25 protein-coding genes are annotated in these 23,123 nt (G+C 59.3%); 11 read left to right on the top strand and 14 right to left on the bottom strand.

All coding sequences use genetic code 11. From position 1 onward, the window contains the following. Positions 1-6 precede the first annotated feature (6 nt). The gene (locus ACR0JC_RS04565) at positions 7-1,245 is read right to left on the bottom strand and encodes a bifunctional alpha/beta hydrolase/OsmC family protein (protein ID WP_170338539.1); all 1,239 of its coding nucleotides are present in this window, start codon (positions 1,243-1,245) and stop codon (positions 7-9) included. Positions 1,246-1,481: 236 nt separating this feature from the next. Between ACR0JC_RS04565 and ACR0JC_RS04560 the strand changes: the two genes are divergently transcribed. Further along, positions 1,482-1,676 (top strand): hypothetical protein, encoded by a 195-nt coding sequence (locus ACR0JC_RS04560; protein WP_170338541.1) that lies wholly within the window; start codon positions 1,482-1,484, stop codon positions 1,674-1,676. A 3-nt stretch (positions 1,677-1,679) separates the two neighbouring features. Here the strand turns inward: ACR0JC_RS04560 and dddP are convergent, their stop codons facing one another. Further along, positions 1,680-3,023 carry a dimethylsulfonioproprionate lyase DddP gene (gene dddP / locus ACR0JC_RS04555; RefSeq protein WP_170338543.1) on the bottom strand — a complete coding sequence of 448 codons (1,344 nt, stop codon included), beginning with the start codon at positions 3,021-3,023 and terminating at the stop codon, positions 1,680-1,682. Between the two features lie 123 nt (positions 3,024-3,146). On the opposite strand from dddP, the gene ACR0JC_RS04550 reads away from it, so the two are divergent. Next, positions 3,147-3,890, top strand: a complete 744-nt coding sequence (locus tag ACR0JC_RS04550) for a heme-dependent oxidative N-demethylase family protein (protein WP_170338545.1) — start codon at positions 3,147-3,149, stop codon at positions 3,888-3,890. Between the two features lie 37 nt (positions 3,891-3,927). Here the strand turns inward: ACR0JC_RS04550 and ACR0JC_RS04545 are convergent, their stop codons facing one another. From ACR0JC_RS04545 to ACR0JC_RS04525, 5 genes are all read right to left on the bottom strand, one after another. Beyond that, positions 3,928-4,836, bottom strand: coding sequence for a hypothetical protein (locus tag ACR0JC_RS04545; protein WP_367647273.1), 909 nt, complete (start codon positions 4,834-4,836; stop codon positions 3,928-3,930). A gap of 198 nt (positions 4,837-5,034) precedes the next feature. Further along, entirely contained in the window at positions 5,035-5,829 is a 795-nt protein-coding gene (locus ACR0JC_RS04540) for a lytic murein transglycosylase (protein WP_170338547.1), read from the bottom strand. A 16-nt stretch (positions 5,830-5,845) separates the two neighbouring features. Further along, positions 5,846-6,682 carry an amino acid ABC transporter substrate-binding protein gene (locus tag ACR0JC_RS04535; protein WP_170338549.1) on the bottom strand — a complete coding sequence of 279 codons (837 nt, stop codon included), beginning with the start codon at positions 6,680-6,682 and terminating at the stop codon, positions 5,846-5,848. Between the two features lie 142 nt (positions 6,683-6,824). Next, positions 6,825-8,231: a type I glutamate--ammonia ligase gene (glnA, locus tag ACR0JC_RS04530; protein WP_093962421.1), complete on the bottom strand. Its 1,407-nt coding sequence runs from the start codon at positions 8,229-8,231 to the stop codon at positions 6,825-6,827. A 31-nt stretch (positions 8,232-8,262) separates the two neighbouring features. Continuing rightward, positions 8,263-8,601: a P-II family nitrogen regulator gene (locus tag ACR0JC_RS04525; RefSeq protein ID WP_093962420.1), complete on the bottom strand. Its 339-nt coding sequence runs from the start codon at positions 8,599-8,601 to the stop codon at positions 8,263-8,265. A gap of 169 nt (positions 8,602-8,770) precedes the next feature. Here ACR0JC_RS04525 and ACR0JC_RS04520 point away from each other — a divergent pair, with 169 nt between their 5' ends. The 3 genes from ACR0JC_RS04520 (at position 8,771) to tig (ending at position 13,311) form a co-directional block, all read left to right on the top strand. Then, positions 8,771-10,363, top strand: a complete 1,593-nt coding sequence (locus tag ACR0JC_RS04520) for an NAD(P)H-hydrate dehydratase (protein WP_170338551.1) — start codon at positions 8,771-8,773, stop codon at positions 10,361-10,363. Between the two features lie 308 nt (positions 10,364-10,671). Continuing rightward, the gene (locus ACR0JC_RS04515; protein WP_170338553.1) at positions 10,672-11,793 is read left to right on the top strand and encodes a porin; all 1,122 of its coding nucleotides are present in this window, start codon (positions 10,672-10,674) and stop codon (positions 11,791-11,793) included. 186 nt (positions 11,794-11,979) lie between these two features. After that, positions 11,980-13,311, top strand: a complete 1,332-nt coding sequence (gene tig, locus ACR0JC_RS04510) for a trigger factor (protein ID WP_170340026.1) — start codon at positions 11,980-11,982, stop codon at positions 13,309-13,311. A 228-nt stretch (positions 13,312-13,539) separates the two neighbouring features. On the opposite strand, the gene ACR0JC_RS04505 is transcribed toward tig, so the two are convergent. From ACR0JC_RS04505 to rpsF, 6 genes are all read right to left on the bottom strand, one after another. Then, a complete protein-coding gene (locus ACR0JC_RS04505) occupies positions 13,540-14,403 on the bottom strand; it encodes an acyl-homoserine-lactone synthase (RefSeq protein ID WP_170338555.1) in 864 nt (287 codons plus the stop codon). 95 nt (positions 14,404-14,498) lie between these two features. Then, positions 14,499-15,200, bottom strand: a complete 702-nt coding sequence (locus tag ACR0JC_RS04500) for a helix-turn-helix transcriptional regulator (RefSeq protein WP_170338055.1) — start codon at positions 15,198-15,200, stop codon at positions 14,499-14,501. 226 nt (positions 15,201-15,426) lie between these two features. Further along, a complete protein-coding gene (locus tag ACR0JC_RS04495) occupies positions 15,427-15,909 on the bottom strand; it encodes a lytic transglycosylase domain-containing protein (protein WP_170338558.1) in 483 nt (160 codons plus the stop codon). 149 nt (positions 15,910-16,058) lie between these two features. Beyond that, positions 16,059-16,679, bottom strand: coding sequence for a 50S ribosomal protein L9 (gene rplI / locus ACR0JC_RS04490; protein ID WP_093962414.1), 621 nt, complete (start codon positions 16,677-16,679; stop codon positions 16,059-16,061). A gap of 12 nt (positions 16,680-16,691) precedes the next feature. Then, on the bottom strand, positions 16,692-16,919 hold the full coding sequence (rpsR, locus tag ACR0JC_RS04485; RefSeq protein ID WP_005608650.1) for a 30S ribosomal protein S18: 228 nt from the start codon (positions 16,917-16,919) through the stop codon (positions 16,692-16,694). 28 nt (positions 16,920-16,947) lie between these two features. After that, on the bottom strand, positions 16,948-17,301 hold the full coding sequence (rpsF, locus tag ACR0JC_RS04480) for a 30S ribosomal protein S6 (RefSeq protein WP_093962413.1): 354 nt from the start codon (positions 17,299-17,301) through the stop codon (positions 16,948-16,950). A 280-nt stretch (positions 17,302-17,581) separates the two neighbouring features. Here rpsF and ACR0JC_RS04475 point away from each other — a divergent pair, with 280 nt between their 5' ends. Both ACR0JC_RS04475 and ACR0JC_RS04470 read left to right on the top strand, forming a co-directional pair. Next, positions 17,582-18,091, top strand: a complete 510-nt coding sequence (locus tag ACR0JC_RS04475) for a hypothetical protein (protein WP_254430700.1) — start codon at positions 17,582-17,584, stop codon at positions 18,089-18,091. 127 nt (positions 18,092-18,218) lie between these two features. Continuing rightward, a complete protein-coding gene (locus ACR0JC_RS04470) occupies positions 18,219-18,791 on the top strand; it encodes a YceI family protein (protein WP_093962996.1) in 573 nt (190 codons plus the stop codon). Between the two features lie 66 nt (positions 18,792-18,857). On the opposite strand, the gene ACR0JC_RS04465 is transcribed toward ACR0JC_RS04470, so the two are convergent. Further along, entirely contained in the window at positions 18,858-20,087 is a 1,230-nt protein-coding gene (locus tag ACR0JC_RS04465) for a cytochrome b/b6 domain-containing protein (RefSeq protein WP_170338562.1), read from the bottom strand. Between the two features lie 172 nt (positions 20,088-20,259). On the opposite strand from ACR0JC_RS04465, the gene fabD reads away from it, so the two are divergent. The 4 genes from fabD to ACR0JC_RS04445 all read left to right on the top strand — a co-directional run bounded on the left by fabD (position 20,260) and on the right by ACR0JC_RS04445 (position 23,099). After that, a complete protein-coding gene (gene fabD, locus ACR0JC_RS04460; RefSeq protein WP_170338564.1) occupies positions 20,260-21,198 on the top strand; it encodes an ACP S-malonyltransferase in 939 nt (312 codons plus the stop codon). Positions 21,199-21,239: 41 nt separating this feature from the next. After that, entirely contained in the window at positions 21,240-21,977 is a 738-nt protein-coding gene (gene fabG / locus ACR0JC_RS04455) for a 3-oxoacyl-[acyl-carrier-protein] reductase (RefSeq protein WP_170338567.1), read from the top strand. A gap of 210 nt (positions 21,978-22,187) precedes the next feature. Beyond that, positions 22,188-22,421, top strand: coding sequence for an acyl carrier protein (locus ACR0JC_RS04450; protein WP_005982462.1), 234 nt, complete (start codon positions 22,188-22,190; stop codon positions 22,419-22,421). Positions 22,422-22,559: 138 nt separating this feature from the next. Next, entirely contained in the window at positions 22,560-23,099 is a 540-nt protein-coding gene (locus tag ACR0JC_RS04445) for a GNAT family N-acetyltransferase (RefSeq protein WP_093962408.1), read from the top strand. Positions 23,100-23,123: the final 24 nt, after the last annotated feature.

Genomic DNA, 23,123 nt, shown 5'->3' with positions numbered 1-23,123 from the left:
ATCGGTTCACGCCGGAGCCGTAACAGGTTCCGGCGGCAGCAGTTCGGTGGTGATATGCGCCGAATTTTCAAGCGTGCGGTGCACAGGGCATTTGTCGGCGATCTCAAGAAGCTTGGTCCGCTGGTCATTGTCCAGCGGTCCGTCCAGTCGGATCTTGCGGCGGAACTGGTCGACCTTTCCATCCCCCGCCAACCCCGCGTCCTGCGCGTGCACCTTGTTGTGACATACATCCACGCTGATCCCGGTCAGGGGCCATTGCTTGCGTCGCGCATACATGCGGATGGTCATAGAAGTGCACGCCCCAAGCCCGGCAGAAACGAAGCCATAAGGCGACATGCCGCGATCGGTCCCGCCGTAAGAGGCCGGCTCATCTGCCACGGCATGATGGCTTGGACCTGATTGAATGTCCTGAAGAAATCCGCCCGGGTCCACTTCGGTCACGCGCACCACGCCTTCGGGCGCGCCCGGCGGCGGGGCGGGCGGCGACAGCGGGACATAGCGCGATACCCAGGCCGCGATGACGTCGGCGGCGTATTCTGCATCCTTCGAACGTGTGATCAGGTGGTCTGCGTCGTCCAGCGTGACAAAGCTTTTGGGGTGCTTGGCGGCCAGAAAGATCGTGCTGGCATTGTCGATGCTGACTGTTTCGTCACGCGGCGCATGCAGGATCAGCAGCGCGGCCTTCAACTCAGCAATCGAGGGCGTCAGTTCGGATTCAGAGATGTCGCGCACAAACTCTCGGCCGATGCGGATGGGACGCCCACCCAGCAGAACCTCGGCGCTGCCATCCTGTTCGATCTGGCCCTGCGCGTATTCGAAGTGATGAGCCACATGGCCGGGGTCGGCCGGGGCGCCGATCGTGACCACCGCCTTTACCGAGGGTATACCGGCCCGCGCCCGCAAGACCGCGGCCCCGCCCAAAGAATGCCCGACAAGCAGGTCAGGCGCCATGTTCCGACCCGCAAGAAACTGCGCAGCGGCGATCAGATCCTCAACGTTCGAAGTGAACGTCGTGTTGGCGAACTCGCCTTCGGAATGGCCAAGGCCCGTGAAGTCGAACCGGAGAACGGCAAATCCCATCGCGGCCAGCCGCGCGCTGATGCGCCGGGCCGCGGGAATGTCCTTGGAGCAGGTAAAGCAATGCGCAAAAAGCGCAGTTGCCAGCACCGGCCCATCGGGGAGATCCAGCCGAGCAGCCAGTTTGCCACCATCGTGACCGGAAAATGTGACGCGTTCTGTTGGCATGTCGGGTCCTCAGGCTGTGATGCTAGGCGCAATACTGTGAACAAGGCAGTGCAGTCTCAACCCTTGTGACAGGACCGTCACGGGAAGGTGAGGGCGCAGGCGGTGATCGTGAGGCGCCCTTTGTCAGGTCGTTGATCACAATCTGTGAAGTCGGAGCGAACAACAATTCGTTTTAATAATGATTCAGAAGCTCCCATGTTCGGCCTAACCGAAACAGAGGATCAAGGAGCGCGGAGATGACACATTCGACAAACGTAGCGCATTTCGAAGTTGCACAGGTCGGTACGGCGGTTGCCGTCTTTCTGGCCACGGCCATCGGATTTGCCGCCGGACTGCACTGGCCCCAAGACACGTTTTCGCCGGGCGCATCGGCAGAGCCGGTGCTTGAGGATTGGCACGGAAATGTGCGTCGCTCTCACTGGGCGGATTGAGGCCTAGTCGAGCCCCATGAGGGCGGAATCGAACGGGTAGCGGGTCAGGTTTTCGTAGCCATCTTCGGTGATCAAAACCTGATCCTCTAGCTTGATCGAGAAATCGCCGCCGACTTCGCCCACGGCGGCCTCGACGCACAGCACCATGCCGGGTTCCAGCGGATAATCATATGAGCCTGGCACTGCCTTGTCGGGATAGGCCACCAACGGCCATTCATCACACAGGCCCACGCCATGCATCAGGCAGCCGTATTTCTGCGCCTGGAACTTGTCGTCCAGCCTGTGGCAGTTGGCAGTCAGGTCGGGGATCATAACGCCGGGCTTCAGCATCTCCATGTTGGTCATGATGTGCTCGTGCGCGTGCTGCATGGCATAGACCATGTCGGGGCGGGGTTTTTGATCCCCAATCCACCAGGTGCGCGAGATGTCGACGCAAATGCCGTAGCTGCCGATCAGATCGGTATCAAAGGCGATGATCTCGTTCTTCTGAGTAATCCGCGGCCCGCATTCCTGAAACCACGGGTTGGTACGCTGGCCTGAGGCCAGCAGACGGGTTTCGATCCACTCGCCGCCGCGCTTGATGTTCTCGGCGTGCAGAACGGCCCAGATGTCATCTTCGGAGGTCTTGCCGTCGCCCACATGGGCGCGGGCGAACTTCTCCATCTCGGCCACGGCGGTTTCACAGGCGTGGCTGGCGCAGCGCATGGCCAGGATCTCGTCAGGGCCCTTGATGGCGCGGGTTTTTTCGGTGACCTCTTCGCCCTCCATGATCTCGAAGCCCTGCGCCTCGAGCGCGCGGAGGCCGTGCAGCATGATCTTGTCCACCGCCAGCCGGGTGTGGCCGGGGGCGTGGTCCTGCATCAGCACGCGCACCTCGTTGGCGAACACGTCCGCCTGTACGTCCACCTTGTCGCCCCGGTCGAAATAGAACAGGTCCGCGCCCGAGCGCTGCTCGCGCACCAGCGGGTTGAATTTCGACAGGAAGGGCGAGTTCTTGTAGTCCCAGATCACCATGTAGCCATCGGCGCACAGCAGCACCGCCCGGAACGGGTTGTGCGTGTTCCAAAGCTGCATGTTGGTGCTGTCGGTCGCATAGCGGATGTTGAGCGGGTCGAACATCAACAGCCCGCCATAGCCCCGGTCGACGATCGCCTGGGTCAGCCGCTTCCAGCGATAGTCGCGCATGCGGTTCAGGTTGGGCAGTTGCAACCCGGCGGCGGCCCATTCGCTGAATGCAAGTTGGGTGGGGCCGATCTCGATCCGGTCATTGTCGTTCGGCGTGCCGTCGCCCAGCGTCGCGCCGCGGCTGGGGTCGATCTTGCGGGTGTCTCGGTAGTGGTGGTTCACGGCGCGCCTCCCTGCTTGCCGGTTCAGCCTGAAGGGGCAGGGCGGCCCCGTCTGGGTGAATTGCGACGATTTGCCAGTCGCTTTTTGACCGACATGGCCTGTTTTGAGTGCTAACCCAACGCCATGACAGTCATTCTGCAACAGACACTGCCCTACGATCCGACCCAACAGCGCCCGCTGCCGGGGATCGCGCCGACCACGATGGAGGACTGGCTGCATCGCGATGATGCCTTTGCCGCGCAGATGCGCCACCGCCAACAACTGCTTGAAACCCGCCGTGACTACGTTCTGGCGCTGGACGCGCAGGCGCACCCAGCCGCCGTCGAACTGCTGGATCTGGTCTTGGCGCAGGCCTATCCCGAGGCGACCGACACCGCGCAGCGTCCGGACGGGGTCGCCGTGCCGATTGACCGCGACACCCCTTTGGATACGCTTTGCCTTCTGGCACAGGAGGATTTCTGCATCCTGCAGAAACAGGGCGACGAGCATGTACTGACCGGGGCCATCCTGTGCTTTCCCGCCAGCTGGCGCCTGTCCGAGAAATTCATGCGACCGTTGATCGACATTCACGAGCCGGTCGACAGCTATGATCCCAACATCGCGCGTCGGGTACAGCGCTTGTTCGACGGGATTCAGGTCGGCCGCCCTTTGTGGCGGTTCAACGCGCTGTGGTATGACGATCCCGAACTGCACCAGCCCCGAAGCGCCAGCGCCCCGCGCGAGATCCGTGACAGCGGTACCACCCGTTATCTACGCAGCGAGCGGCAAACGCTTTTGCGGTTGCCCGAGACACGGGCCGTGGTGTTCTCGATCCACACCTATGTCGTGTCGGTCGAGTATCTGCCAGAAATGGAAAACCCCGCCTGATGGCGGGGCCTCCAAGGAGGGTCTTCTGGTAATTCAGTTACAGTCCGATCGCATTGGCGACATCGGCAAACGCGCCACTTGAGTTCAGCGACACGATGGCGACCGTATAGGCCAGGACCTGAGTGTTCAGGCGAAAGTCTTCGCCCCGGATGAGGTTTACAGCGGCCATCGACAGAGCGATCGGCGCCGACAGGCTGGCCACGGCACCGGTCAGGGCCCAGCTGGTCAGTCGCAATGCGTCACTGGGCCGGTCTTCATCGCCATCCGTCGCGGCCGGCGCATCGGAAACGGGTGCGTCGGCCTCGTCGGAACGGAAGGCGATGCTGAGCAATTGCTCATCGGTCAATTGAATCGGGCGCGGCGGCTTTGCCGGTGCTTTGACGGCCTCCTGGTCATCAGTTGCAGCGGGCTCAAGGCCCGCGAAAGGTCCGCTGACCGCCTCGAACGCCTCGCGGCGGTTCCGCTGCTTGCGTGGCATCAACGAGTCAAACGCGCCCATGAACTGTTCGATCGTCAAAACGGTTTTCGGCGACAGCCATTCCACTCGTTGCGTCGAGCAGATGTCGACCATCCGATACAGCATGACGACAAGCATCAATTCGGAGATCTCGGGGTCATCCACCAGGCCGGAAACAGGCGAGACCGAGATCACCAATCGGTTGCGCGGTCGTGCCGCCGATGGGCGCACCATGGTCTTCAGACCAACCGTACGGTCCAGACGCCCATAGCGGTCGCTGGTCTCCCGGGGTTCGGACTCGAGGGTCAAACGGACAAGGTACTGGCTGGACACGATGGTTGCCTCGGTCTGGCTCAGAAGGGTCTTACGTTCCACAAGATGCCCGTAGTCCTCAAGAGTTGCCACCACGATATGGCCGAACCGCTCCAACGCGCCGTTCGTGTCGCCGTTGAATTGCAGGCCGCCGTGGTATCTGTGCTTCGTGGTCACAGTCTTGCCCTCTGCCGTACGAATACTGAACCAACACTCTAGTTGGTGATGAGGGTCAAATTTTGACCATATTGCAAAAAAATGAATTTTTGCGACGATTGATTACGCTTTGGAAACCAAGAAATTAGAGCTTTCCGCCCGACACTGTGGCAGCAATGTGGCGGAATTGAGTGCGGCGGTCAGGTTGCTGACAAAGCCTCAGTTGTCGATTCGAGCGGCCATGATCGCAATTGATTTTTGGTAAACCGATGCGGCATTCCATTGCTGGATCACCGCAAAATTCGGTTCGCCGGGTTGATAGCCCCGGCCGGGTTTCCACCCTTTCTGCCGAAGAAAATTTGCGGTTGAGGCCAACGCATCCGTCATGTTGTAGAAGTCCACGCGCCCGTCACCCGTGGCGTCCACGCCATAGGTCAGAGCATTGCCGGGCAGAAACTGGGTGTGGCCCAACTCGCCATGTTTTGCCCCTTTTGTTGCCACCGTGATCGCCCCCTGATCGACCAGTTTCAGCGCTCCGATGGCATGGGGAACAAAGAAGTCGGACCGGCGACAATCGTAGGCCAATGTTGTGATTGCGGAAACAACCTGGCTGTCGCCCATGAAGTTTCCGAACCCGGTTTCCATGCCGTGAATGGCAATCAGAACGCCGGCCGGGACACCGTACTGACGCTCCAGCGCCGCGTAGAATTCCGGGTTTCGGGCCTTTCGCTTGCGGCCCTGGGCCACGATCGTATCCGCCCCTCGAACCTTCATGAACTTGTCGAGGGAGTATTTGAAGCTTTTCTGCCCCCGATCCGCGGCGATGGTTCGCGTGGCGTATTGGGTTTGCGCCAGAGCCTGCAGCCCTTTTTTCTTTACTCCGGCTTTGCGCGCCTGCTTGGCAAAATCGGCCTTCCAGGCTTCAAAACCAGCGCCTGTGTTCCCGCAGGGAGCGGACTGCGCCGCAATGGGTGCACTCAGTGCAATGAAAACGGACAGGACCGTAAGGCGCATGGGGACCTCCTGGAAATCAGGGCAGGGTGGGTGCGATAACGTACAGGGCTTTCAGGGCCTCGCTGGGTTCAATCCCGGGCAGCGCGGCGCGAAAGATCTCTTCCATCGTGCCTTGGGCATACATCTGCGACAGGATCTCATCGACCATCAGGCGAAAGTCATCATCGCCCCGCGCAAGGGCCAGGCCTTGCTTTTCAATCGTCAGAATCTCTTGCGAGATTTTGAAGTCGTCCTTCAGTCCAGCTGCCAGATAATTCACCAAAAGGATGGATTGGTCGGCGAAATAGGCGTCGATCTCTCCGTCCCTCAAAGCCTTGATCCCGTCGGGATGTGAGGCGAACCGAACGAGCTTTGCCTCGATCCCCGCTGATCCGAACGAGTTGAACACGGCTTCTTCGGTGGTCGTGCTGCTGCGCATGCCGACTTTCTTGCCGGAAAGCGATGCCATCGTGGTTTCCGCATCTATCGGCAGCAAAACCGATGTTCCGTCTACGAAGATCGGGATCGAAAAATCTACGGTTTCCCGCCGCGACAGTGTGATTGTCGCCGCGCCGCATAGCAGGTCGATCTGGCCAGAGGCGACCATGTCAAAGCGCGTATCCGACTGCACCGGAATGAACTGTGCGGTTAGGTCATCCGCACCAAGTCGGCTGGCGATAGCTCGGGCAACCTGGTCGCAGACCATCACGGACAACCCGTCGGGTCGCTCCTTGTCGTTGATGAACGAAAGCGGGGCAGCATCTGTACGAAACCCAAATCGGATTTCGCGCGTTTCTTTGATCCGGTCGATCGTCTGCGCAGCAGCGCCTGAAACAAGAAGTGCAGCAGAGAGGGTCAGGGCGAGAAGGCGCATGAAAAATCCTGATAATTGAATTGATCTTCAGCCTAGCGGCAAAGGCGCCTGTCACAAAGGGAAATATGGGGGCCTTGCACCACTGAAAAGGGGCGCCCGACAGGACGCCCCCAAGGTCTTTTCATTGGACTTCCGACCGGGGTCAGCAGCTGTAGTACATGCCGTATTCGACCGGGTGCGGAGTGTGCTCGTAGGTTTCGACCTCTTCCATCTTCAGTGCGATGTAGCCGTCGATCTGGTCCTTGGTGAACACGTCGCCCTGCAGCAGGAAGTCGTGATCGGCCGCCAGACATTCCAGCGCCTCGCGCAGGCTGCCGCAGACGGTCGGGATACCGGCCAGTTCTTCGGCGGGCAGATCGTACAGGTTCTTGTCCATGGCTTCGCCCGGATCGATCTTGTTCTTGATGCCGTCCAGGCCGGCCATCAGCAGTGCCGCAAACGCCAGGTAGGGGTTTGCCGACGGATCGGGGAAGCGGGCCTCGACGCGCTTGGCCTTCGGCGATTCAGTCCACGGGATACGGACGCAACCCGAACGGTTGCGGGCCGAATAGGCGCGCAGAACCGGCGCTTCGAAGCCCGGGATCAGGCGCTTGTAGCTGTTGGTCGACGGGTTGGTGAAGGCGTTCAGGGTCTTGGCGTGCTTGAGGATGCCGCCGATGAACCACAGGGCTTCGTCCGACAGATCGGCATATTTGTCGCCTGCAAACAGCGGCTTGCCGTCCTTCCAGATCGACATGTTGACGTGCATGCCGGTGCCGTTGTCACCCGCGATCGGCTTCGGCATGAAGGTGGCCGATTTGCCGTAGGCGTGCGCGACGTTGTGGATGACGTACTTGTATTTCTGCAGCTCGTCGGCCTGCTTGGTCAGGCTGTCGAAGATCAGGCCCAGCTCGTGCTGGCACGAGGCCACTTCGTGGTGGTGCTTGTCGACCTTCATGCCCAGACGCTTCATGGTCGACAGCATTTCCGAACGCAGGTCCTGCGCCTCGTCGATCGGGTTGACCGGGAAGTAGCCACCCTTAACGCCCGGACGATGGCCCATGTTGCCCATCTCGTATTCGGTGTCGGTGTTCCAGGATGCATCGGTTGCATCAACTTCGTAGGACACCTTGTTGATGCTGTTCGAGAAACGGACATCGTCGAACAGGAAGAACTCGGCCTCGGGGCCCATGTAGGCCACGTCGCCAACGCCCGAAGACTTCAGGTAGGCTTCGGCCTTCTGCGCGGTGCCGCGCGGGTCACGCTCATAGGCTTCGCCGGTATCGGGTTCCACGACCGAGCAGTGCAGGCAGATTGTCTTTTCCGCATAGAATGGATCGACATAAGCGCTTTCGGTATCGGGCATCAGTTTCATGTCCGATGCTTCGATCGACTTCCAGCCGGCGATGGACGAGCCGTCGAACATGAAGCCTTCCTCAAGGAAGTCTTCGTCGACCTGGTCGGCCATGACGGTCACGTGCTGAAGCTTGCCACGCGGATCGGTGAAGCGGATGTCGACATACTCGGCACCCTCGTCTTTGATCAGCTGAAGAACTGCGTCCTTGCTCATTACTATGTTCCTCTAGATTGCAGAATTGGTTTTACAGCGCGTCCGAGCCGGTCTCGCCGGTCCGGATGCGAATGGCTTGTTCAACGGACGAGACAAAGATCTTGCCGTCCCCGATCTTGTCGGTCTTGGCGGCCGACACGATGGCTTCGATGGCCGCATCGACCTGATCGGCATCCAGAACGACCTCGACTTTGACCTTGGGCAGAAAGTCCACCACATATTCCGCGCCGCGGTACAGTTCGGTGTGTCCTTTCTGGCGGCCGAAGCCCTTGACTTCGATCACGCTGAGGCCCTGGACACCAACGTCCTGCAGGGCCTCTTTCACTTCGTCCAATTTGAACGGCTTGATGATCGCTTCGATCTTTTTCATCCGGGCTCACCTCGCATGGTTGTCAGAATGGCAGTGATCACGTCTAAGATCGGGCAGCAATGCGATTGCCGAATTGACCGTCTGCTGGTGAAGGGATTCTGGGTGACGGGCCAAATTTTAGGCAAGTTGCACAAAAAGTAATCAGATTTGAATCGCGAGAGGGTTTCGGATGCCAAAACTGCTGACTTCGTCCCAGATGAGGGCGGCTGAACGCGCCGCAATCGAATCCGGCCTTGTCACCGGCTTGGAACTGATGGAGCGCGCAGGTCGTGGTGTGGTCGAGGCCGTCTTTGAAACATGGCCTGACCTCGCGGCCGGGTCCGGGCGGGCCGTGGTGTTGTGCGGGCCGGGCAACAATGGCGGCGACGGTTTTGTAGTTGCGCGCATTTTGAAAGAGTGGGGGTGGACCGTGGACCTCTTCCTGTTGGGCGACCCCGAGAAATTGCCTGCCGACGCGCGGGCGAATTATGAGCGCTGGTGCGTGATGGGTTCGTGCCATAGGCTGTCCGATGACGCGCTCGAAGCCTACGCCGCGGCCCGCTCAGATACTGTTCTGGCGGTTGATGCCTTGTTTGGAACCGGGCTAACGAGACCCGTAGCGGGACTGCCCCGCACAATGCGTAAATTGGGCCAATGGAAAGCGTCACAGTCGGAAGGTGGTTGCCCCCGTGTCGTCTGTGTGGACATTCCCAGCGGCCTATGTGCGGACAGTGGTCGGCGTCTGGTGTCAGAGGGAGTTGCCCCCGAAGATTGCGCCGCTTCGGCCAACCTGACGGTGACGTTTCATACCGCAAAGCCGGGCCATTATCTGGCCGAAGGACCAGAGTGCTGTGGCAGGATGTCCGTTGTCGATATCGGTCTGCCGGCTCTGTCAGTTGAAGAAACGCCAGATCAACGGCCGAGCGTGTTGTTGGGCCCCGAAAATCTGCCTGATCTGCGGAAATCGGCTTTCGATCACAAATACGGCCACGGTCATGCGCTGATCCTGACAGGCGACACTGGTAAAACTGGTGCTGCGCGATTGGCTGCGCGCGGAGCGTTGCGCGTGGGCGCTGGTCTTGTCACGCTGGGTGTCCCTCCCGCCGCACTGCAGGAAGTCGCCAGCCAAGTCACCGCGGTCATGATTGAGCAGATCGCAGGCGCGGATGGGCTGGCCATTGCATTGCGGGACCAACGCCTGAACGCGCTGTGCCTGGGGCCCGGATTGGGCCTGGACAAGGCCCGATCGCTGGTCCCCGTGGCATTGGAGGCCGGAAAGGCAATCGTGCTGGATGCTGACGCTCTTTCGGCATTTTCTGAAGATCCAGCGTCACTGATGGCGATCCTGCATGAAAACTGCGTCCTAACACCTCACGGCGGTGAATTCGCCCGTCTGTTCCCCGACATCTCGGCCAAGCTTTCCGTGCACCCCAAGGATGGACCAGCTTTCGCAAAGGCTGATGCCGTGCGCGAGGCGGCCGGCAGGGCAGGGTGCGTGGTTCTTTTCAAGGGACCGGACACTGTGATTGCGGGTCCGGACGGTCAGTGCTCGATCCATTCAGCCCAAAATGATCGGGCCGCGCCGTGGCTGGCGACTGCAGGCGCGGGCGATGTGTTGGCGGGTTTTTTGACAGGGCTGCTGGCACGTGGATTGCACCCGCTGAAAGCCGCCGAAACCGCCGTCTGGCTTCACGTGGAGTGCGCGCGCGCTTTTGGCCCGGGATTGATCGCGGAAGACCTTCCCGAGCAACTGCCCGGTGTGCTCAAGCGTCTTCAGGTATGAAGTTCTTGCGTGTTCCCAAGGCGCAAGGCTAAAATATCGGCGGGTTTTTGCTGTCAAGACCGCGCAAATGCATAGCGAGTGTTTGCCAAACGCATGGCCGGATGGCAGAATTCTCTTGCGGGCCGTCTGAAGCCTGCACGCGTTTGTTGTTAAAATATTGATAACACGGACATTTTGCTTTGCTGCCACTCTGTCTTTGTGGCGGATTTGCAATGATCGAGCTGAATGGCGTAGGGGCCTCTGGAACCGGACAGTTCCACTGAACATCTGGGCAGTACCTGAAACCCGAACCTTTCATGGTGAGTGCTATGACATTGAATATCAAACTCTCCTCAGTCGTCGCTGTTCTGGCAGCCACCACGGCCATCCCCGCCGCGGCAGAGCTGAAATACGAGAACAACAGCGGTGGCTATGTTCTGCTATATGGGCAGTTCAACCCGGCAATCATCTCGGTTGACGACGGCCAAGAGACCGATACCCGCCTGCTGGACAACGACCTGTCCAACAGCCGCGTCGGCCTGAGCCTGATGCAGCCGTTTGGCCAGAACGAATTCACCTTCCGCTTTGAAACCGCGCTGGGTCTGCCGAACTCCAGTGAGTGGAACCAGCTGGGTACCGATTTCAGTGGCTGGACCCGGGAAGACATTCGTCACGTGGATTTTGCGCTGAAAGGTGGCTGGGGTAAATTCTCGGCCGGTCAGGGCAGCATGGCGTCTGACGGTGCAGCGGAAACTGACCTGTCTTATGTCGGCACCGCGCTGTATTCGTTCACCAACGATGAAAACTCGGGCTTCTTCTACCGCGGAACCGACGGAACCCTCAGCGACATCACCATCGGCGACTCCAGCAGCAACTTTGACGGCGCGCGCCGTGGCCGCGTGCGGTATGACACGCCGGACTTCAGCGGCTTTTCGGCAAGCTTCGCCTATGGTCAGAACATCCTGTCCAGCAGTGATGACGACGACTATTACGATGTTGCACTGAACTACAACAACACCTTTGCCGGTGGAGTAGAGTTCGCGGCAAGCGTGGCCTATGCGGTGCGTGATTTCGACGATGGTTCGGGCGACCGTGAAGACACGATCGGCTCGGCATCGGTACTGCTGCCCAGCGGCTTCAGCTTCACCGCTGCTGCCGGTACCCGAAACAACGTGTCGGGCGAAAGCGATCCCAACTTTTGGTACACCAAGATCGCCTATGAGGATAATTGGGTGTCCTGGGGCAAGACCGGTATCGGCATCGACTACTATGATGGTTCCGATTTCAACACGGACGGGTCCAGCACCGAGTCCTGGGGTATCGCAGTGGTGCAGCGCATCGACAGCATCAACACCGATGCCTACCTGAAGTATCGCAACCACGACTTCAACGACGGGACGTCGTTTGACAAGAACGAAGCTTGGGTCCTGGGGGCCCGCTGGAAGTTCTGATCCTGATGTTGTTGTGAATTCATGGCGCCCCGGCTCTGTCCGGGGCGTTTTTTGTGGGGCAGGGTGGCAAAACAAGGCCAATCGGGCACCTTGCCCCTTGCCCTTCGGCGGCTAGGCAAATAGAAGGCGTCAAATTTGCCCGGCGCGCCCGTTTTGCGCGCCCCGAATCCTATGGGGACTACCAGAATGCAGGTTACCGAGACGCTGAACGAGGGTCTGAAACGCGGCTACAACATCGTTGTCACCGCCGCCGAGCTGGACGAGAAGGTCAATGAGAAACTGATCGAAGCTCAGCCGGAAATCGAGATGAAAGGCTTCCGCAAGGGCAAGGTTCCCATGGCACTGCTGAAAAAGCAGTTTGGCCAGCGCCTGTTGGGCGAAGCAATGCAGGAAACCATCGACGGTGCGATGAACAAGCACTTCGAAGACAGTGGTGATCGTCCGGCGCTTCAGCCTCAGGTCAAGATGACCAACGAAGACTGGAAAGAAGGCGACGACGTTCACGTCGAAATGTCCTATGAAGCTCTGCCGGAAATCCCCGAAGTTGATCTGAAATCGGTCGAGCTGGAAAAGCTGGTCGTCAAGGCGGACGACGCAGCCGTGGAAGAAGCCCTGCAGAACCTGGCTGAAACCGCTCAGGATTTCAAAGCCCGCCGCAAGGGATCAAAGGCGAAGGAAGGCGATCAGGTCGTCATCGATTTCGTCGGAAAAGTTGACGGCGAGGCCTTCGAAGGCGGTTCGGCCGAGGATTACCCGCTGGTGCTGGGCTCGAACAGCTTCATCCCCGGTTTCGAGGATCAGCTGGTTGGCGTGAAGGCCGAGGAAGTCAAGGACGTCACCGTTACCTTCCCCGAAGAATACGGTGCCGAGCACCTGGCCGGCAAAGAGGCCGTGTTTACCTGCACCATCAAAGAGGTGAAGGAACCTGTTGCCGCCGAGATCAACGACGAACTGGCACAGAAGTTTGGCGCTGAGGATCTGGCTGCGTTGAAGGCGCAGATTGCCGAGCGTCTGGAAGCCGAATACGCGGGTGCGTCGCGCGCGGTGATGAAGCGCGCGCTGCTTGATGCGCTGGACGAGAAAGTGTCGTTCGACCTGCCGCCGACCCTGGTCGAAGCCGAAGCCAAGCAGATCGCGCATCAGCTGTGGCATGAAGAAAACCCCGAGGTGACCGATCACAACCACGATGAGATCGAGCCGACCGAAGAGCACAACAAACTGGCCGAGCGCCGCGTGCGTCTGGGCTTGTTGTTGGCCGAGCTGGGCCAGAAGGCTGAAGTCGAAGTCACCGACGCTGAGATGACCCAGGCGATCATGAACCAGGCTCGCCAGTACCCGGGTCAGGAGCGTCAGTTCTTCGAGTTCGTTCAGCAGAACGCTCAGATGCAGCAGCAACTGCGCGCGCCGATCTTTGAGGACAAGGTTGTGGACTACGTGGTCGAGCTGGCCAAAGTGACCGAAAAGGAAGTCAGCAAGGAAGAGCTGCAGAAGGCAATCGAAGCCCTCGAAGAGGAATAAGCCGCGTTTTCAGGTCGGTCCGGGTGCCGCCGCACCCGGCCGCCGGTCAAACGGCGATTGCTTGAACATAAAGAAGTGAAATCAGGCCCTCTTCGGAGGGCCTTTTTTGTTGCTGCCGAGAACCGGAACGTATGCGTCAGCGGCGGATCGGTTGCCAAAATTAGAGCGGAGCCGCCTGGAATGAGACGGCTCCGCATGGGTGGCTTTTGGACTTATGAGGTGAGGGGGTCAGGCCTCATGAGCAAAAGCACGGGGGGTTTGCAACAGAGCGGTTTTCTGCTCTGGGGTAAATCGGTCCGACAGGCTCTCGATCAATTTGAGTACGGCCTGGACCTCTTCTTTCGTCGTCGCAGCATGCATCTGCTCGACGAAGTATTTCTCAAGATCGGTCAGTGGCTGGTGGTCAAGATTGGCGGCACCGGCCTGTGCAAGCTTGGCTTGCTGACCCGAATTGAACAGTTCGAGCGCCTGATCGTCGGTCAGGAACACGTCGTAGTCGATGCTCGAATACTCGCGGATCGATTGGATGCGCTCGTCCGAACAATCCATAAGGGCGGCCATTGCGACCACTTTGCCCATCGGCTTGGCCGTTCCGACATAGTCGTACGGAGCATTTCCGGACCGTTGCAGCACCCGGTTCATAACCGGATCAATGACCGCGACCGAGTCGAGCACTCCAGCTTCCTGAGCGTATTCGAATGACCCAATCATGACCTCGCTGGTCACGTAGGATACAGAATTCTTGGCACGTCCCCGGCCGAGCCGTTTCGTGTCGACGCAGAACCGCGTGGCTTCCCAGACCTGAGCGCTGCGGATCGGCGGCTCGCCATCAAGGATCGAGCTGAAAACATCGGCCAGCATGTGCGGGCCGGTCGTCTGCAAGAGGCGCATGCACCCAACGACGTCCCCCTCGTCGTTGATGCTGACCACGTGTGCAGGATTGAGCGAGTCGAACTGATCGAATTCGCGCCCGTCCTGGATGTTCACTTCCCAGCCCAAGCGATCCCCGAACACGCGTGCTCGCAGCTTGAACATCTCATCCAAGACGTCTTTGAACTTATGCTGGTTGATGCCATCAATAACGATGATCATTCCATCCCCCTACAGTTTGGTTACCGTAAGGAGCAGATTAACCAAGTTTCGAAACAAGACTATTGGGGATATCCCGTATTTTTCTGCCTTAATTGTTAACCGGGGTAAATTAACCCCAGACCAATGGCACGGCCGATCGCCTGGGCGGTCGTTAGTGCGCCCAGTTTCTCTCGCCCGGAACGCATGTGTACCTCGACCGTCCGGTGCGAAATGCACAGAATGTCCCCGATATCCTGCTGGGACTTGCCCTCGGCGACCCATTGCAGAATTTCTTTTTCGCGCGAGGAAAGTGTCGGAAGGTATAGAGCCTTGGCCAAAAGGCCAGACTGCATGACTGTGTCATGTGCGTGAACCGCGGCCATCTGCAGGTCGCCCATCACGTGCTTTTTAAGCTTCTTCCATTCCTCGTCCGTGCAATCCTTGGTCACGCTGAGCAAGCCAGTTTCGCCATAAGGTCCCCGAACCGGAACCGTCAGGCCGCGGTCGGTGATCCCGAAATCATGAGCGTCGCGGAACACCGCGTTGAACTTGTCGTCGTGATTGAAGCGGCCCCAGTCCACCGGCGCGATGCTGAGCGCCGACTGATATAGGGTGGGATCAAGGTGATGGTAGCCTTGCGTGGCGTAGTGGATCTTCCACTCGTCCGGGTAGTTCGCGTAACCTTGGACGTCACCATTCACGGGATGGGTCGTCGCATAGGACGCATAGTCGAACCCAAGTTCGTTGCAGACAGAATTGATGATGTCGTAAGCCGACCGTTCATCATGATCAATTGTGGCCAAGTCAATAAGTTTCACTCGTCCAACCTTTGTCCCTACGGCATTTCCCCCGAAAAATGCCGTATCTGCCCGTATCACAGCCTACGTTGCGTCAATCTGAATAGATTGCGCAACCCATTTGTACATATCACATGGAGTTATTGAGTACTAATGGCAACAGACAACCTCCGGATTATTTCGTCCTGTGAGGTATTCTCGGTCAAATTGAATGCTGTATAGATCGGTGTCGATTGCCCCGTTCAAGCTATTCGGACCGCAAGCCAGTTTCAACCAGCATTCCGCGAGCCTTGGCTTCGGGGTAGTACCCCTTTGCATAGAGGAAGATCGCGCGCTGCTGGTCGCCGTCGGCCAACATCCATGCGCCGCGAAGATACTTGCCCGCATACTCCAGGTTGGTGTCAGCATCCAGAAGACCTTTGGCGTCGCCCTTGTAGCCCATCGAACGAGCGGTGGCAGGAAGGATCTGCAACAGGCCGTAATATGGCCGGTTCGTTGCCCAGGGGCGATGCGTGCTTTCGCGGATCGCCAGCTTATGGACCAACTCTCGCGGAAGTTCGTAGTGATCAGCCCATTTGTTGATCGATTCGCGCAATTCGGGCGTTTCGTTGGGGTGGAGCGGCGGCTCGAATGCCTGTTCCTTCGTCGCTTTGCTAGATGGGTCGCTGCAGGCGGCAATCGGGGCAGCCAGAAGCACTGAAAGCAATATTCGACGCAGGACCTTTGCCATGCAACTTCTCCGGGTTGTTACGCGGCTGGATGATACGAAAGTGGCCCCGGGTCGCAAGTCCGGCGCGCTGCGGCGGCCAAAAATTGCCAGTAAAAAGAAAAAGGCCGCGCAATGCAGCGCGGCCTTTAAGATCAACAGACCTGATTGGATCAGGCTTTGGGTTCGTCTTCTTCGGTCGAAGCATCGGCGGCAACCAATTCTTCGTCTTCCGAAGCGGCCGAGCCGATGTCGTCGAACAGCTCCGCGATTTCAAAATCTGCGGCAGCCTCTTCTTCAGCGGCCAGTTCCTGGATCGACTTGCCCGATGCCTGAAGTTCGGCTTCTTCTTCCGAGCGGGCAACGTTCAGTTTGATTTCGACCTCGACTTCGGGGTGCAGCTTGACGGAAACCGTGTGCAGACCCAGCTCTTTGATCGGCGAGACCAGAACGACCTGCTTCTTGTCAACGGTGAAGCCAGCAGCGGTTGCGGCATCGGCTGCGTCACGCGGGGTGACCGAGCCATACAGCGCGCCAGCGTCCGATGCCGAGCGAATCACGATGAACTGCTGACCGTCCAGCTTTTCAGCCAGAGCTTCAGCTTCTTTCTTGGTTTCCAGGTTGCGGGCTTCCAGCTGTGCTTTCTGGGCTTCGAACGAGGCGATGTTGGCCTCGGACGCGCTCAACGCTTTGCCTTGCGGCAGCAGGAAATTGCGGGCGTAGCCGGGCTTGACGTCGACGACATCGCCCATCTGACCCAGTTTCGCAACGCGTTCCAGAAGGATAACTTGCATATCAGTCTCTCCTTACTTCACGGCGTAGGGCAGCAGGGCGAGGAAGCGGGCGCGCTTGATGGCGCGGGCCAGTTCACGCTGCTTCTTTGCCGAAACGGCGGTGATGCGCGAAGGCACGATCTTGCCACGCTCGGAAATATAGCGCTGCAGCAGACGGGTGTCTTTGTAGTCGATCTTCGGCGCGTTCTCGCCCGAGAACGGGCAGACCTTGCGGCGGCGGAAAAACGGTTTTGCGGCCATGGTTTGGTGTCCTTTCCTCAGGCGTTGATCAACGGCGCTCGCGGCGGCCATCGCGCTCATCGCGCTTCTGCATCTGGACCGAGGGGCCCTCGGGATGTTCGTCGACCTTGATGGTCAGAACGCGCATCACGTCTTCATGCAGGCGCATCAGGCGCTCCATTTCCTGAACGGCGCCCGACGGTGCGTCGGTCTTCAGGAAGGCATAGTGGCCCTTGCGGTTTTTGTTGATCTTGTAGGCCATCGTTTTGACGCCCCAGTACTCGCTGTCGACGATCTTGCCGCCGTTGTCAGCCAGTACGGTGCCAAAGTGTTCGATCAGGCCCTCGGCCTGCGCGTTGGACAGATCCTGACGCGCGATCATTACATGCTCATACAGTGGCATGTTCACTCCTGTTTATATCAAGGCGCATTTCATAGGCGGGGCCAGCAACCCTTCGCGACCCTGCCACGAGAGGCTGCGCGGTTCATGCGTATTGCGAAGGATGGCCCCGTATACACGTTTCTGGATGGGGGGCAAGCCCTACCATGAATGCCTTTCTCACGCCGCCCAATTACCTTTGGGCTGCCCAAATCCTGACGCTTTTCGGCTTGAGGTTGTTTGCAAGCCCGGCGTTACCCGGGGGGTCTCAAGAAACTTGGACAGGGCAAAAGCGATGGCCGTCATGAACACGAACACATTTCAACAGTCCGCAGCCGGCGCAGCATACGACAAATCCGTGCCCGTGCTTATTTCCTTTGCACCGAATTGGAAGGCCCGGTTGGTCCTGTTCCGTGTGCTGGGTGCATTTCTGATCGTATCGGCCTTTTCGATGTGGCTGATGCCGGGTTCGGTCATCGGGGCCGACGTCTGGACCATCAAGCTGGCCGCGTCTCTGATGTTCCTGATCCTCGGGGTGAGCCTGCTGACCATCGAGGTTCTGGATCCGCGCCCCGACGCATATTTCGACCCGATCCGCCGCGAGGTTCGGGTGCTGCAGAAGAACGAAAACGGGCGTCCGCAGACCGTACTGCGCCGCAGCTACGATACTTTGGGCGGAGCCCGGTTCGTGGACGACCAGGTTGAACTCTTTGAAGTCGATGGCAGCCTTCTGATGAAGCTGCCGCTGGAATCGGCGGATGTCAGCCGAGCGCTGAAAGGGCAACTCAGCGGAAGCGTAACAATTTTCGCCTGAATTTTATTCTGTTCATTGAGGAACAGAATTTGTGAGAGAATGAAGGTTGTGTGCCGCCCATGGGCGGCACATCTTTGTTTTGGAGCAACCCAACCGGTTTGCGCTTTGAAAACTTTCGGAGATTGTCATGAAATCCACCCTTATTGCAGCAGCACTTGCCACGGCGGCGACCTCGGCCATCGCGGCCCCGGAAAAATACGTTCTGGACCCGAGCCACAGCCAGGTTGTTTTCAGCTACAACCATCTTGGCTTTTCGACCACCACCGGCATGTTCTCGGGTTTCGAGGGCGAAATCATGTTTGATCAGGAAGATCCTGCAGCGTCGAGCGTGACGGTTTCGATGCCCGTGGTCGAGATGATCACCGGCTGGAAGCCCCGTGAAGATCATTTCATGTCCGAAGATTTCTTCGCGGCGACCGCCGAGGAAATGGTGACATTTACCTCGACCTCGATCGAGGTGACGGGTGAGAACACCGCAAAGATCACCGGGGACCTGACCTTGAATGGTGTGACCAAGCCAGTGGTTCTGGACGCCAAGCTGAATCAGGTCGGCGAGCATCCGATGGCGGGCAAGCCTTGGGCCGGGTTCGATGCCACCACCACCCTGGTACGCAGCGATTTTGAACTGGGCAAGTTCGCGCCTTTCGTCGGAGACGAAGTTGCCATCGCGATTTCGATCGAGGCGCAGAAGGCCGACTGAGCCGGACTTCAGCAATAGAGAAACCGCCGGTGGCCGATGCCCCGGCGGTTTTTTCGTGTCGTCGGCTTACTGAGCGTTGCGTGTTGCCGTCAACTCGACCGAAACGGTGACGGCGAAGGCCAGCGAATCCTCTTTCGGCATCGATTGGCCAACCCCGAAGTCGAGGCGGTTGAGGTCCACCGTGCCGGACATTTTGGCAGTCTCGCCTTGGATGTCCAAAGAGAAGGGCAATACAACGTCCAGTGTTTGATCGCGGATGGTCAGCGGTCCCCTTGCTTCATACCCCGTTTCGGTTTTGTAGATCTCGGCATCGAACTTGGCCGTCGGGAATTGCGCCTTGTCGAAAAAATCAGCCCCCATGGCCTGATCGGTCACGGTACCCAGGCTCAAAGATCCGATGGAGACCGTGACCTCTACCGACCCGGCCGGACCGGGTTCGACGGGGTCGTCAAAGGTGATTGCGGCGGTCCAGTCTGAAAACTGACCGGTAACCGGGTTGCCCAGTTGTGTGATCGTGATGGCAAGCGTGCCTTCTTCCACCTGCCAATCCGATTGAACGGCCGCCAACTCGGCCGTTGCAACCTCGGCATCAGGCTTGTCTGAAAAACTGCCGGTCAGCAGGCCGGCTGACAGAACGCCAACCCATACAAGCCCAGCAGCTGCGGCGGGAATCATCGAGTGCTTCTGTTCCGGCGGAACCGGCGCAGCGGACGCCCCGGGCAACATTCGCCGCAGGGTGCTGTCCTTGTCGATGACGTGGTGTTTCAATGCTCCGGCGATGTGCAGGGCCAAAGCTGCGACGAGAACCAGCATGAAAAGCCAGTGCAGCGTTGCCATCACCTCGGCCAGATGCTCGGACTTCGGCACCAGTGGCAGGTTCTGCCCAAATGGCCAAAGGATGGGCGCGAAGCCTTCGGTAGCAGCGTGGTCAATCCAACCCGACAGAGGAACCAGAACCAAGGACCCGTACAGCAGCCAATGGACCGTTTCAGCCGCAAAGGCCTCGGGCTTGTTGTCGGCGTTCAGCAGTCCGGGCTTGGTTTGGGTGAGCGACCAGAGAATGCGTGCCAGCGCAACGAAGAAGACGGTGATCCCAACGGTTTTGTGCAGGGAAAACAGCCGTGCGGCTTGGGCAAGATCGGCCTCGGTGGTGGGGATGGTCGGGTCATAGATTGCATGGGCGAGGTTGTTGGCGAACCACCCCAACGGCAAGGCGGTGAAGATCAACAATGCGGTCAGCCAGTGGAATGTCTTGGTCACGCTGCCATAGCTGACATTGGTGTTGGTTAGGGACATTGATCTTGCGCTCCGGGTTTTCTGCTGTGGCCAAGGTAACCGTGTGACGCACATAGACAATAGCGTGTGGCGCACAGACCCGGTGCCGTCACGCAGAGTGCAGGCAGTGCTTGTGCCGGAACCTCACTCGGTTTACACCCCGGCGCAACCTAACGTCATCCAAGAGGTTGCAATGACACTTGCGTTCGTTTTTCCGGGGCAGGGCGCCCAGACCATCGGCATGGGCAAGGCGCTGGCCGACGCTTTTCCGGCCGCCAAGGCCGTGTTTGACGAGGTGGACGAAGCGCTGGGCGAAAGCCTCAGCAGCCTGATCTGGGATGGCGACATCGAGACCCTGACTCTGACGCAGAACGCGCAGCCGGCGTTGATGGCCACATCGATGGCGGCGATGCGCGCGCTTGAGGCCGAAGGGGTCGATGTGACAAGGGCCGCCTTCGTGGCCGGTCATTCGCTGGGCGAATACTCGGCCCTTGCCGCAGCCGGCGCGCTGAGTGTCGCGGACACTGCTCGCCTGCTGCGCACCCGCGGTCAAGCCATGCAGAGCGCCGTTCCGGTGGGCGAGGGCGCGATGGCCGCGATCCTGGGACTGGACCTCGACGCCGTTCGCGCCGTGGCCGAAGAGGCCGCACAGGGCGAGGTGTGCCAGGCTGCCAATGACAATGACCCTACGCAGGTCGTGGTTTCAGGTGCCAAAGCCGCCGTTGAACGCGCCGCTGAAATCGCCAAGGAAAAGGGCGCGAAGCGCGCTGTGATGCTGCCGGTCAGCGCTCCGTTCCATTGTGCCCTGATGCAGCCTGCCGCCGACGTGATGGCCGAAGCTCTGGCGGGTGTCGAAATCAAGGCGCCGGCGGTTCCACTGGTTGCCAATGTCCGCGCCGAGGCGGTGACCGATCCCGACCTGATCCGGCAATTGCTGGTCGAGCAGGTCACCGGTTCGGTCCGGTGGCGCGAATCCGTTCAGTACATGGTGGCGCAGGGTGTGACCGAAGCGTGGGAGATCGGTGCGGGCAAGGCTCTGTCGGGCATGATCCGCAAGATCGACCGAGCCGTGGCCTGTTCCGCGGTTGGTACGCCGGAAGACGTTCAAAAAGCGCGGCAGGCAGGCGATTAACTCAAAGCTGGTCCGACAGGACACTCGAAAAGGATACCGGTATGTTTGATTTGACTGGAAAATGCGCCCTTATCACCGGGGCTTCGGGCGGGATCGGGGGCGAGATTGCACGCACCTTGCACGCCGCAGGGGCTACTGTTGGTCTGTCCGGCACGCGCGTCGAACCGCTGCAAAAGCTGGCGGATGAACTGGGCGAGCGCGCTCATGTCCTGCCGTGCAATCTGGGTGATCCCGAGGCCGTGGCCGCGTTGCCGAAACAGGCCGCCGATGCCATGGGGTCCGTTGATATTCTGGTCAACAACGCAGGCATCACCCGCGACAACATCTTCATGCGTATGTCTGACGAGGAATGGCAGAGCGTGATCGACGTGAACCTGACCGCCACCGCCAAGCTGTGCAAAGGCGTTCTTCGCGGCATGATGAAGGCGCGCTGGGGCCGCATCATCAACATCTCGTCCGTTGTCGGTGCAACCGGCAACCCGGGGCAGGTGAACTATGCCGCGTCCAAGGCGGGCATGGTTGGCATGACCAAATCGCTGGCCTATGAGGTCGCGAGCCGTGGCATCACCGCCAATGCCGTCGCGCCGGGTTTCATCACGACCGCGATGACCGACAAGCTGACCGATGAGCAGAAATCAGGCATCCTGACGCAGGTTCCCGCCGGTCGGATGGGCGAGCCATCTGAAATTGCGGCGGCCGTTCTGTACCTTGCAAGCCCCGAAGCGGGCTATGTTACCGGAACCACCTTGCATGTGAACGGCGGCATGGCCATGTTGTAGGCGCAGCCAGAGGCAGATGCGAAAGCGTTTGCCTCTTGCGTCGTCTGTGCTATAGGCGGCGCATGTAATCAGGGGTCGGTCGTTCAGGTCGGCCTTCTACTTTCCCGGAGACCCGGGACCCAAACCGCCCGGATCGGGCAAACCAAGGCCACCCCGAGCGGGCAAGGGCAGAACCGGGCAGACCGCCCTGAAATGGAATGAGGAATAGACATGAGCGACGTCGCAGATCGCGTTAAAAAGATCGTTGTTGAGCACCTGGGTGTTGAAGAGGACAAAGTCACCGAGAACGCGTCCTTCATCGACGATCTGGGCGCGGACAGCCTGGACACCGTTGAGCTGGTCATGGCTTTTGAAGAAGAGTTCGGCATCGAGATCCCCGATGATGCAGCCGAGACCATCCAAACCTTCGGCGACGCCGTGAAGTTCATCAGCGAAGCTTCCTGATCGCTTTGAATTTGACCGAAAACGGCGCTTCCGGGCAACGGAAGCGCCGTTTTTTTTTGCCCGCTCGAATTCCCGCTTGCCTCGTGGAAAATCGGTTTGCACTGTTTGCGATGAGGCAACAAAACACCGGGTAAGGGCATGAAAAGATCCGCCCCGATGATCAACACCGCGCGCCTGATGATGTGCGCAATGCGCCCCGAGGACTTTGAACGGTTCGCGGAGATTTGGCGCGACCCCTGCGTGGTACGTCATATCGGCGGCAAACCCCGCACCCGGGGCGAGGCGTGGGACGCGTTCCTGCGCAATGCGGGACACTGGCAGATGGCTGGATTCGGTCAATGGGCCGTGTTCTTGCAGGCGAATCGCAAATTGATAGGTCAGGCCGGGTTCTTTTACGGCAACCGCTGTCTGGGCGAGGATTTCGACACCTTCCCCGAGGCCGGTTGGGTGTTGGCGCCCGAGGCGCATGGCCTGGGATACGGGCACGAGGCCGTTCAGGCCGCGCATGACTGGTTCGACCGGATCATGCCCGGGCCGTTGGTGTCGATGATTGACGCGGATCATGAGGCCTCGCAAAAGTTGGCGGCCAAGCTTGGGTATAAATTGCTTCGCGAGACAGAGTATCGGGACAGCCCGGTGAAACTGTTTCGACGCGACGGCCCTCCGGCCCGGAACTGAAACGCTTCTTTTTTCGCGGTGACG

The sequence above is a fragment of the Ruegeria sp. CH5 genome (genome assembly GCF_056537025.1).
The sequence above is the reverse complement of the archived record's forward strand: the minus strand, read 5'-3'. Positions and strand labels throughout refer to the sequence as shown.

Coding starts and splice junctions, on each gene's coding strand:
- rplI (WP_093962414.1), bottom strand. CDS start 16,679: ATGCAAGTTATCCTTCTGGAACGCGTTGCGAAACTGGGTCAGATGGGC.
- tig (WP_170340026.1), top strand. CDS start 11,980: ATGCAGGTTACCGAGACGCTGAACGAGGGTCTGAAACGCGGCTACAAC.
- rpsF (WP_093962413.1), bottom strand. CDS start 17,301: ATGCCACTGTATGAGCATGTAATGATCGCGCGTCAGGATCTGTCCAAC.
- glnA (WP_093962421.1), bottom strand. CDS start 8,231: ATGAGCAAGGACGCAGTTCTTCAGCTGATCAAAGACGAGGGTGCCGAG.
- fabD (WP_170338564.1), top strand. CDS start 20,260: ATGACACTTGCGTTCGTTTTTCCGGGGCAGGGCGCCCAGACCATCGGC.
- ACR0JC_RS04505 (WP_170338555.1), bottom strand. CDS start 14,403: ATGATCATCGTTATTGATGGCATCAACCAGCATAAGTTCAAAGACGTC.
- ACR0JC_RS04560 (WP_170338541.1), top strand. CDS start 1,482: ATGACACATTCGACAAACGTAGCGCATTTCGAAGTTGCACAGGTCGGT.
- ACR0JC_RS04465 (WP_170338562.1), bottom strand. CDS start 20,087: ATGTCCCTAACCAACACCAATGTCAGCTATGGCAGCGTGACCAAGACA.
- ACR0JC_RS04495 (WP_170338558.1), bottom strand. CDS start 15,909: ATGGCAAAGGTCCTGCGTCGAATATTGCTTTCAGTGCTTCTGGCTGCC.
- fabG (WP_170338567.1), top strand. CDS start 21,240: ATGTTTGATTTGACTGGAAAATGCGCCCTTATCACCGGGGCTTCGGGC.
- ACR0JC_RS04550 (WP_170338545.1), top strand. CDS start 3,147: ATGACAGTCATTCTGCAACAGACACTGCCCTACGATCCGACCCAACAG.
- ACR0JC_RS04525 (WP_093962420.1), bottom strand. CDS start 8,601: ATGAAAAAGATCGAAGCGATCATCAAGCCGTTCAAATTGGACGAAGTG.
- ACR0JC_RS04540 (WP_170338547.1), bottom strand. CDS start 5,829: ATGCGCCTTACGGTCCTGTCCGTTTTCATTGCACTGAGTGCACCCATT.
- ACR0JC_RS04520 (WP_170338551.1), top strand. CDS start 8,771: ATGCCAAAACTGCTGACTTCGTCCCAGATGAGGGCGGCTGAACGCGCC.
- ACR0JC_RS04470 (WP_093962996.1), top strand. CDS start 18,219: ATGAAATCCACCCTTATTGCAGCAGCACTTGCCACGGCGGCGACCTCG.
- rpsR (WP_005608650.1), bottom strand. CDS start 16,919: ATGGCCGCAAAACCGTTTTTCCGCCGCCGCAAGGTCTGCCCGTTCTCG.
- ACR0JC_RS04565 (WP_170338539.1), bottom strand. CDS start 1,245: ATGCCAACAGAACGCGTCACATTTTCCGGTCACGATGGTGGCAAACTG.
- ACR0JC_RS04450 (WP_005982462.1), top strand. CDS start 22,188: ATGAGCGACGTCGCAGATCGCGTTAAAAAGATCGTTGTTGAGCACCTG.
- ACR0JC_RS04445 (WP_093962408.1), top strand. CDS start 22,560: ATGAAAAGATCCGCCCCGATGATCAACACCGCGCGCCTGATGATGTGC.
- ACR0JC_RS04535 (WP_170338549.1), bottom strand. CDS start 6,682: ATGCGCCTTCTCGCCCTGACCCTCTCTGCTGCACTTCTTGTTTCAGGC.
- ACR0JC_RS04515 (WP_170338553.1), top strand. CDS start 10,672: ATGACATTGAATATCAAACTCTCCTCAGTCGTCGCTGTTCTGGCAGCC.
- ACR0JC_RS04475 (WP_254430700.1), top strand. CDS start 17,582: ATGAACACGAACACATTTCAACAGTCCGCAGCCGGCGCAGCATACGAC.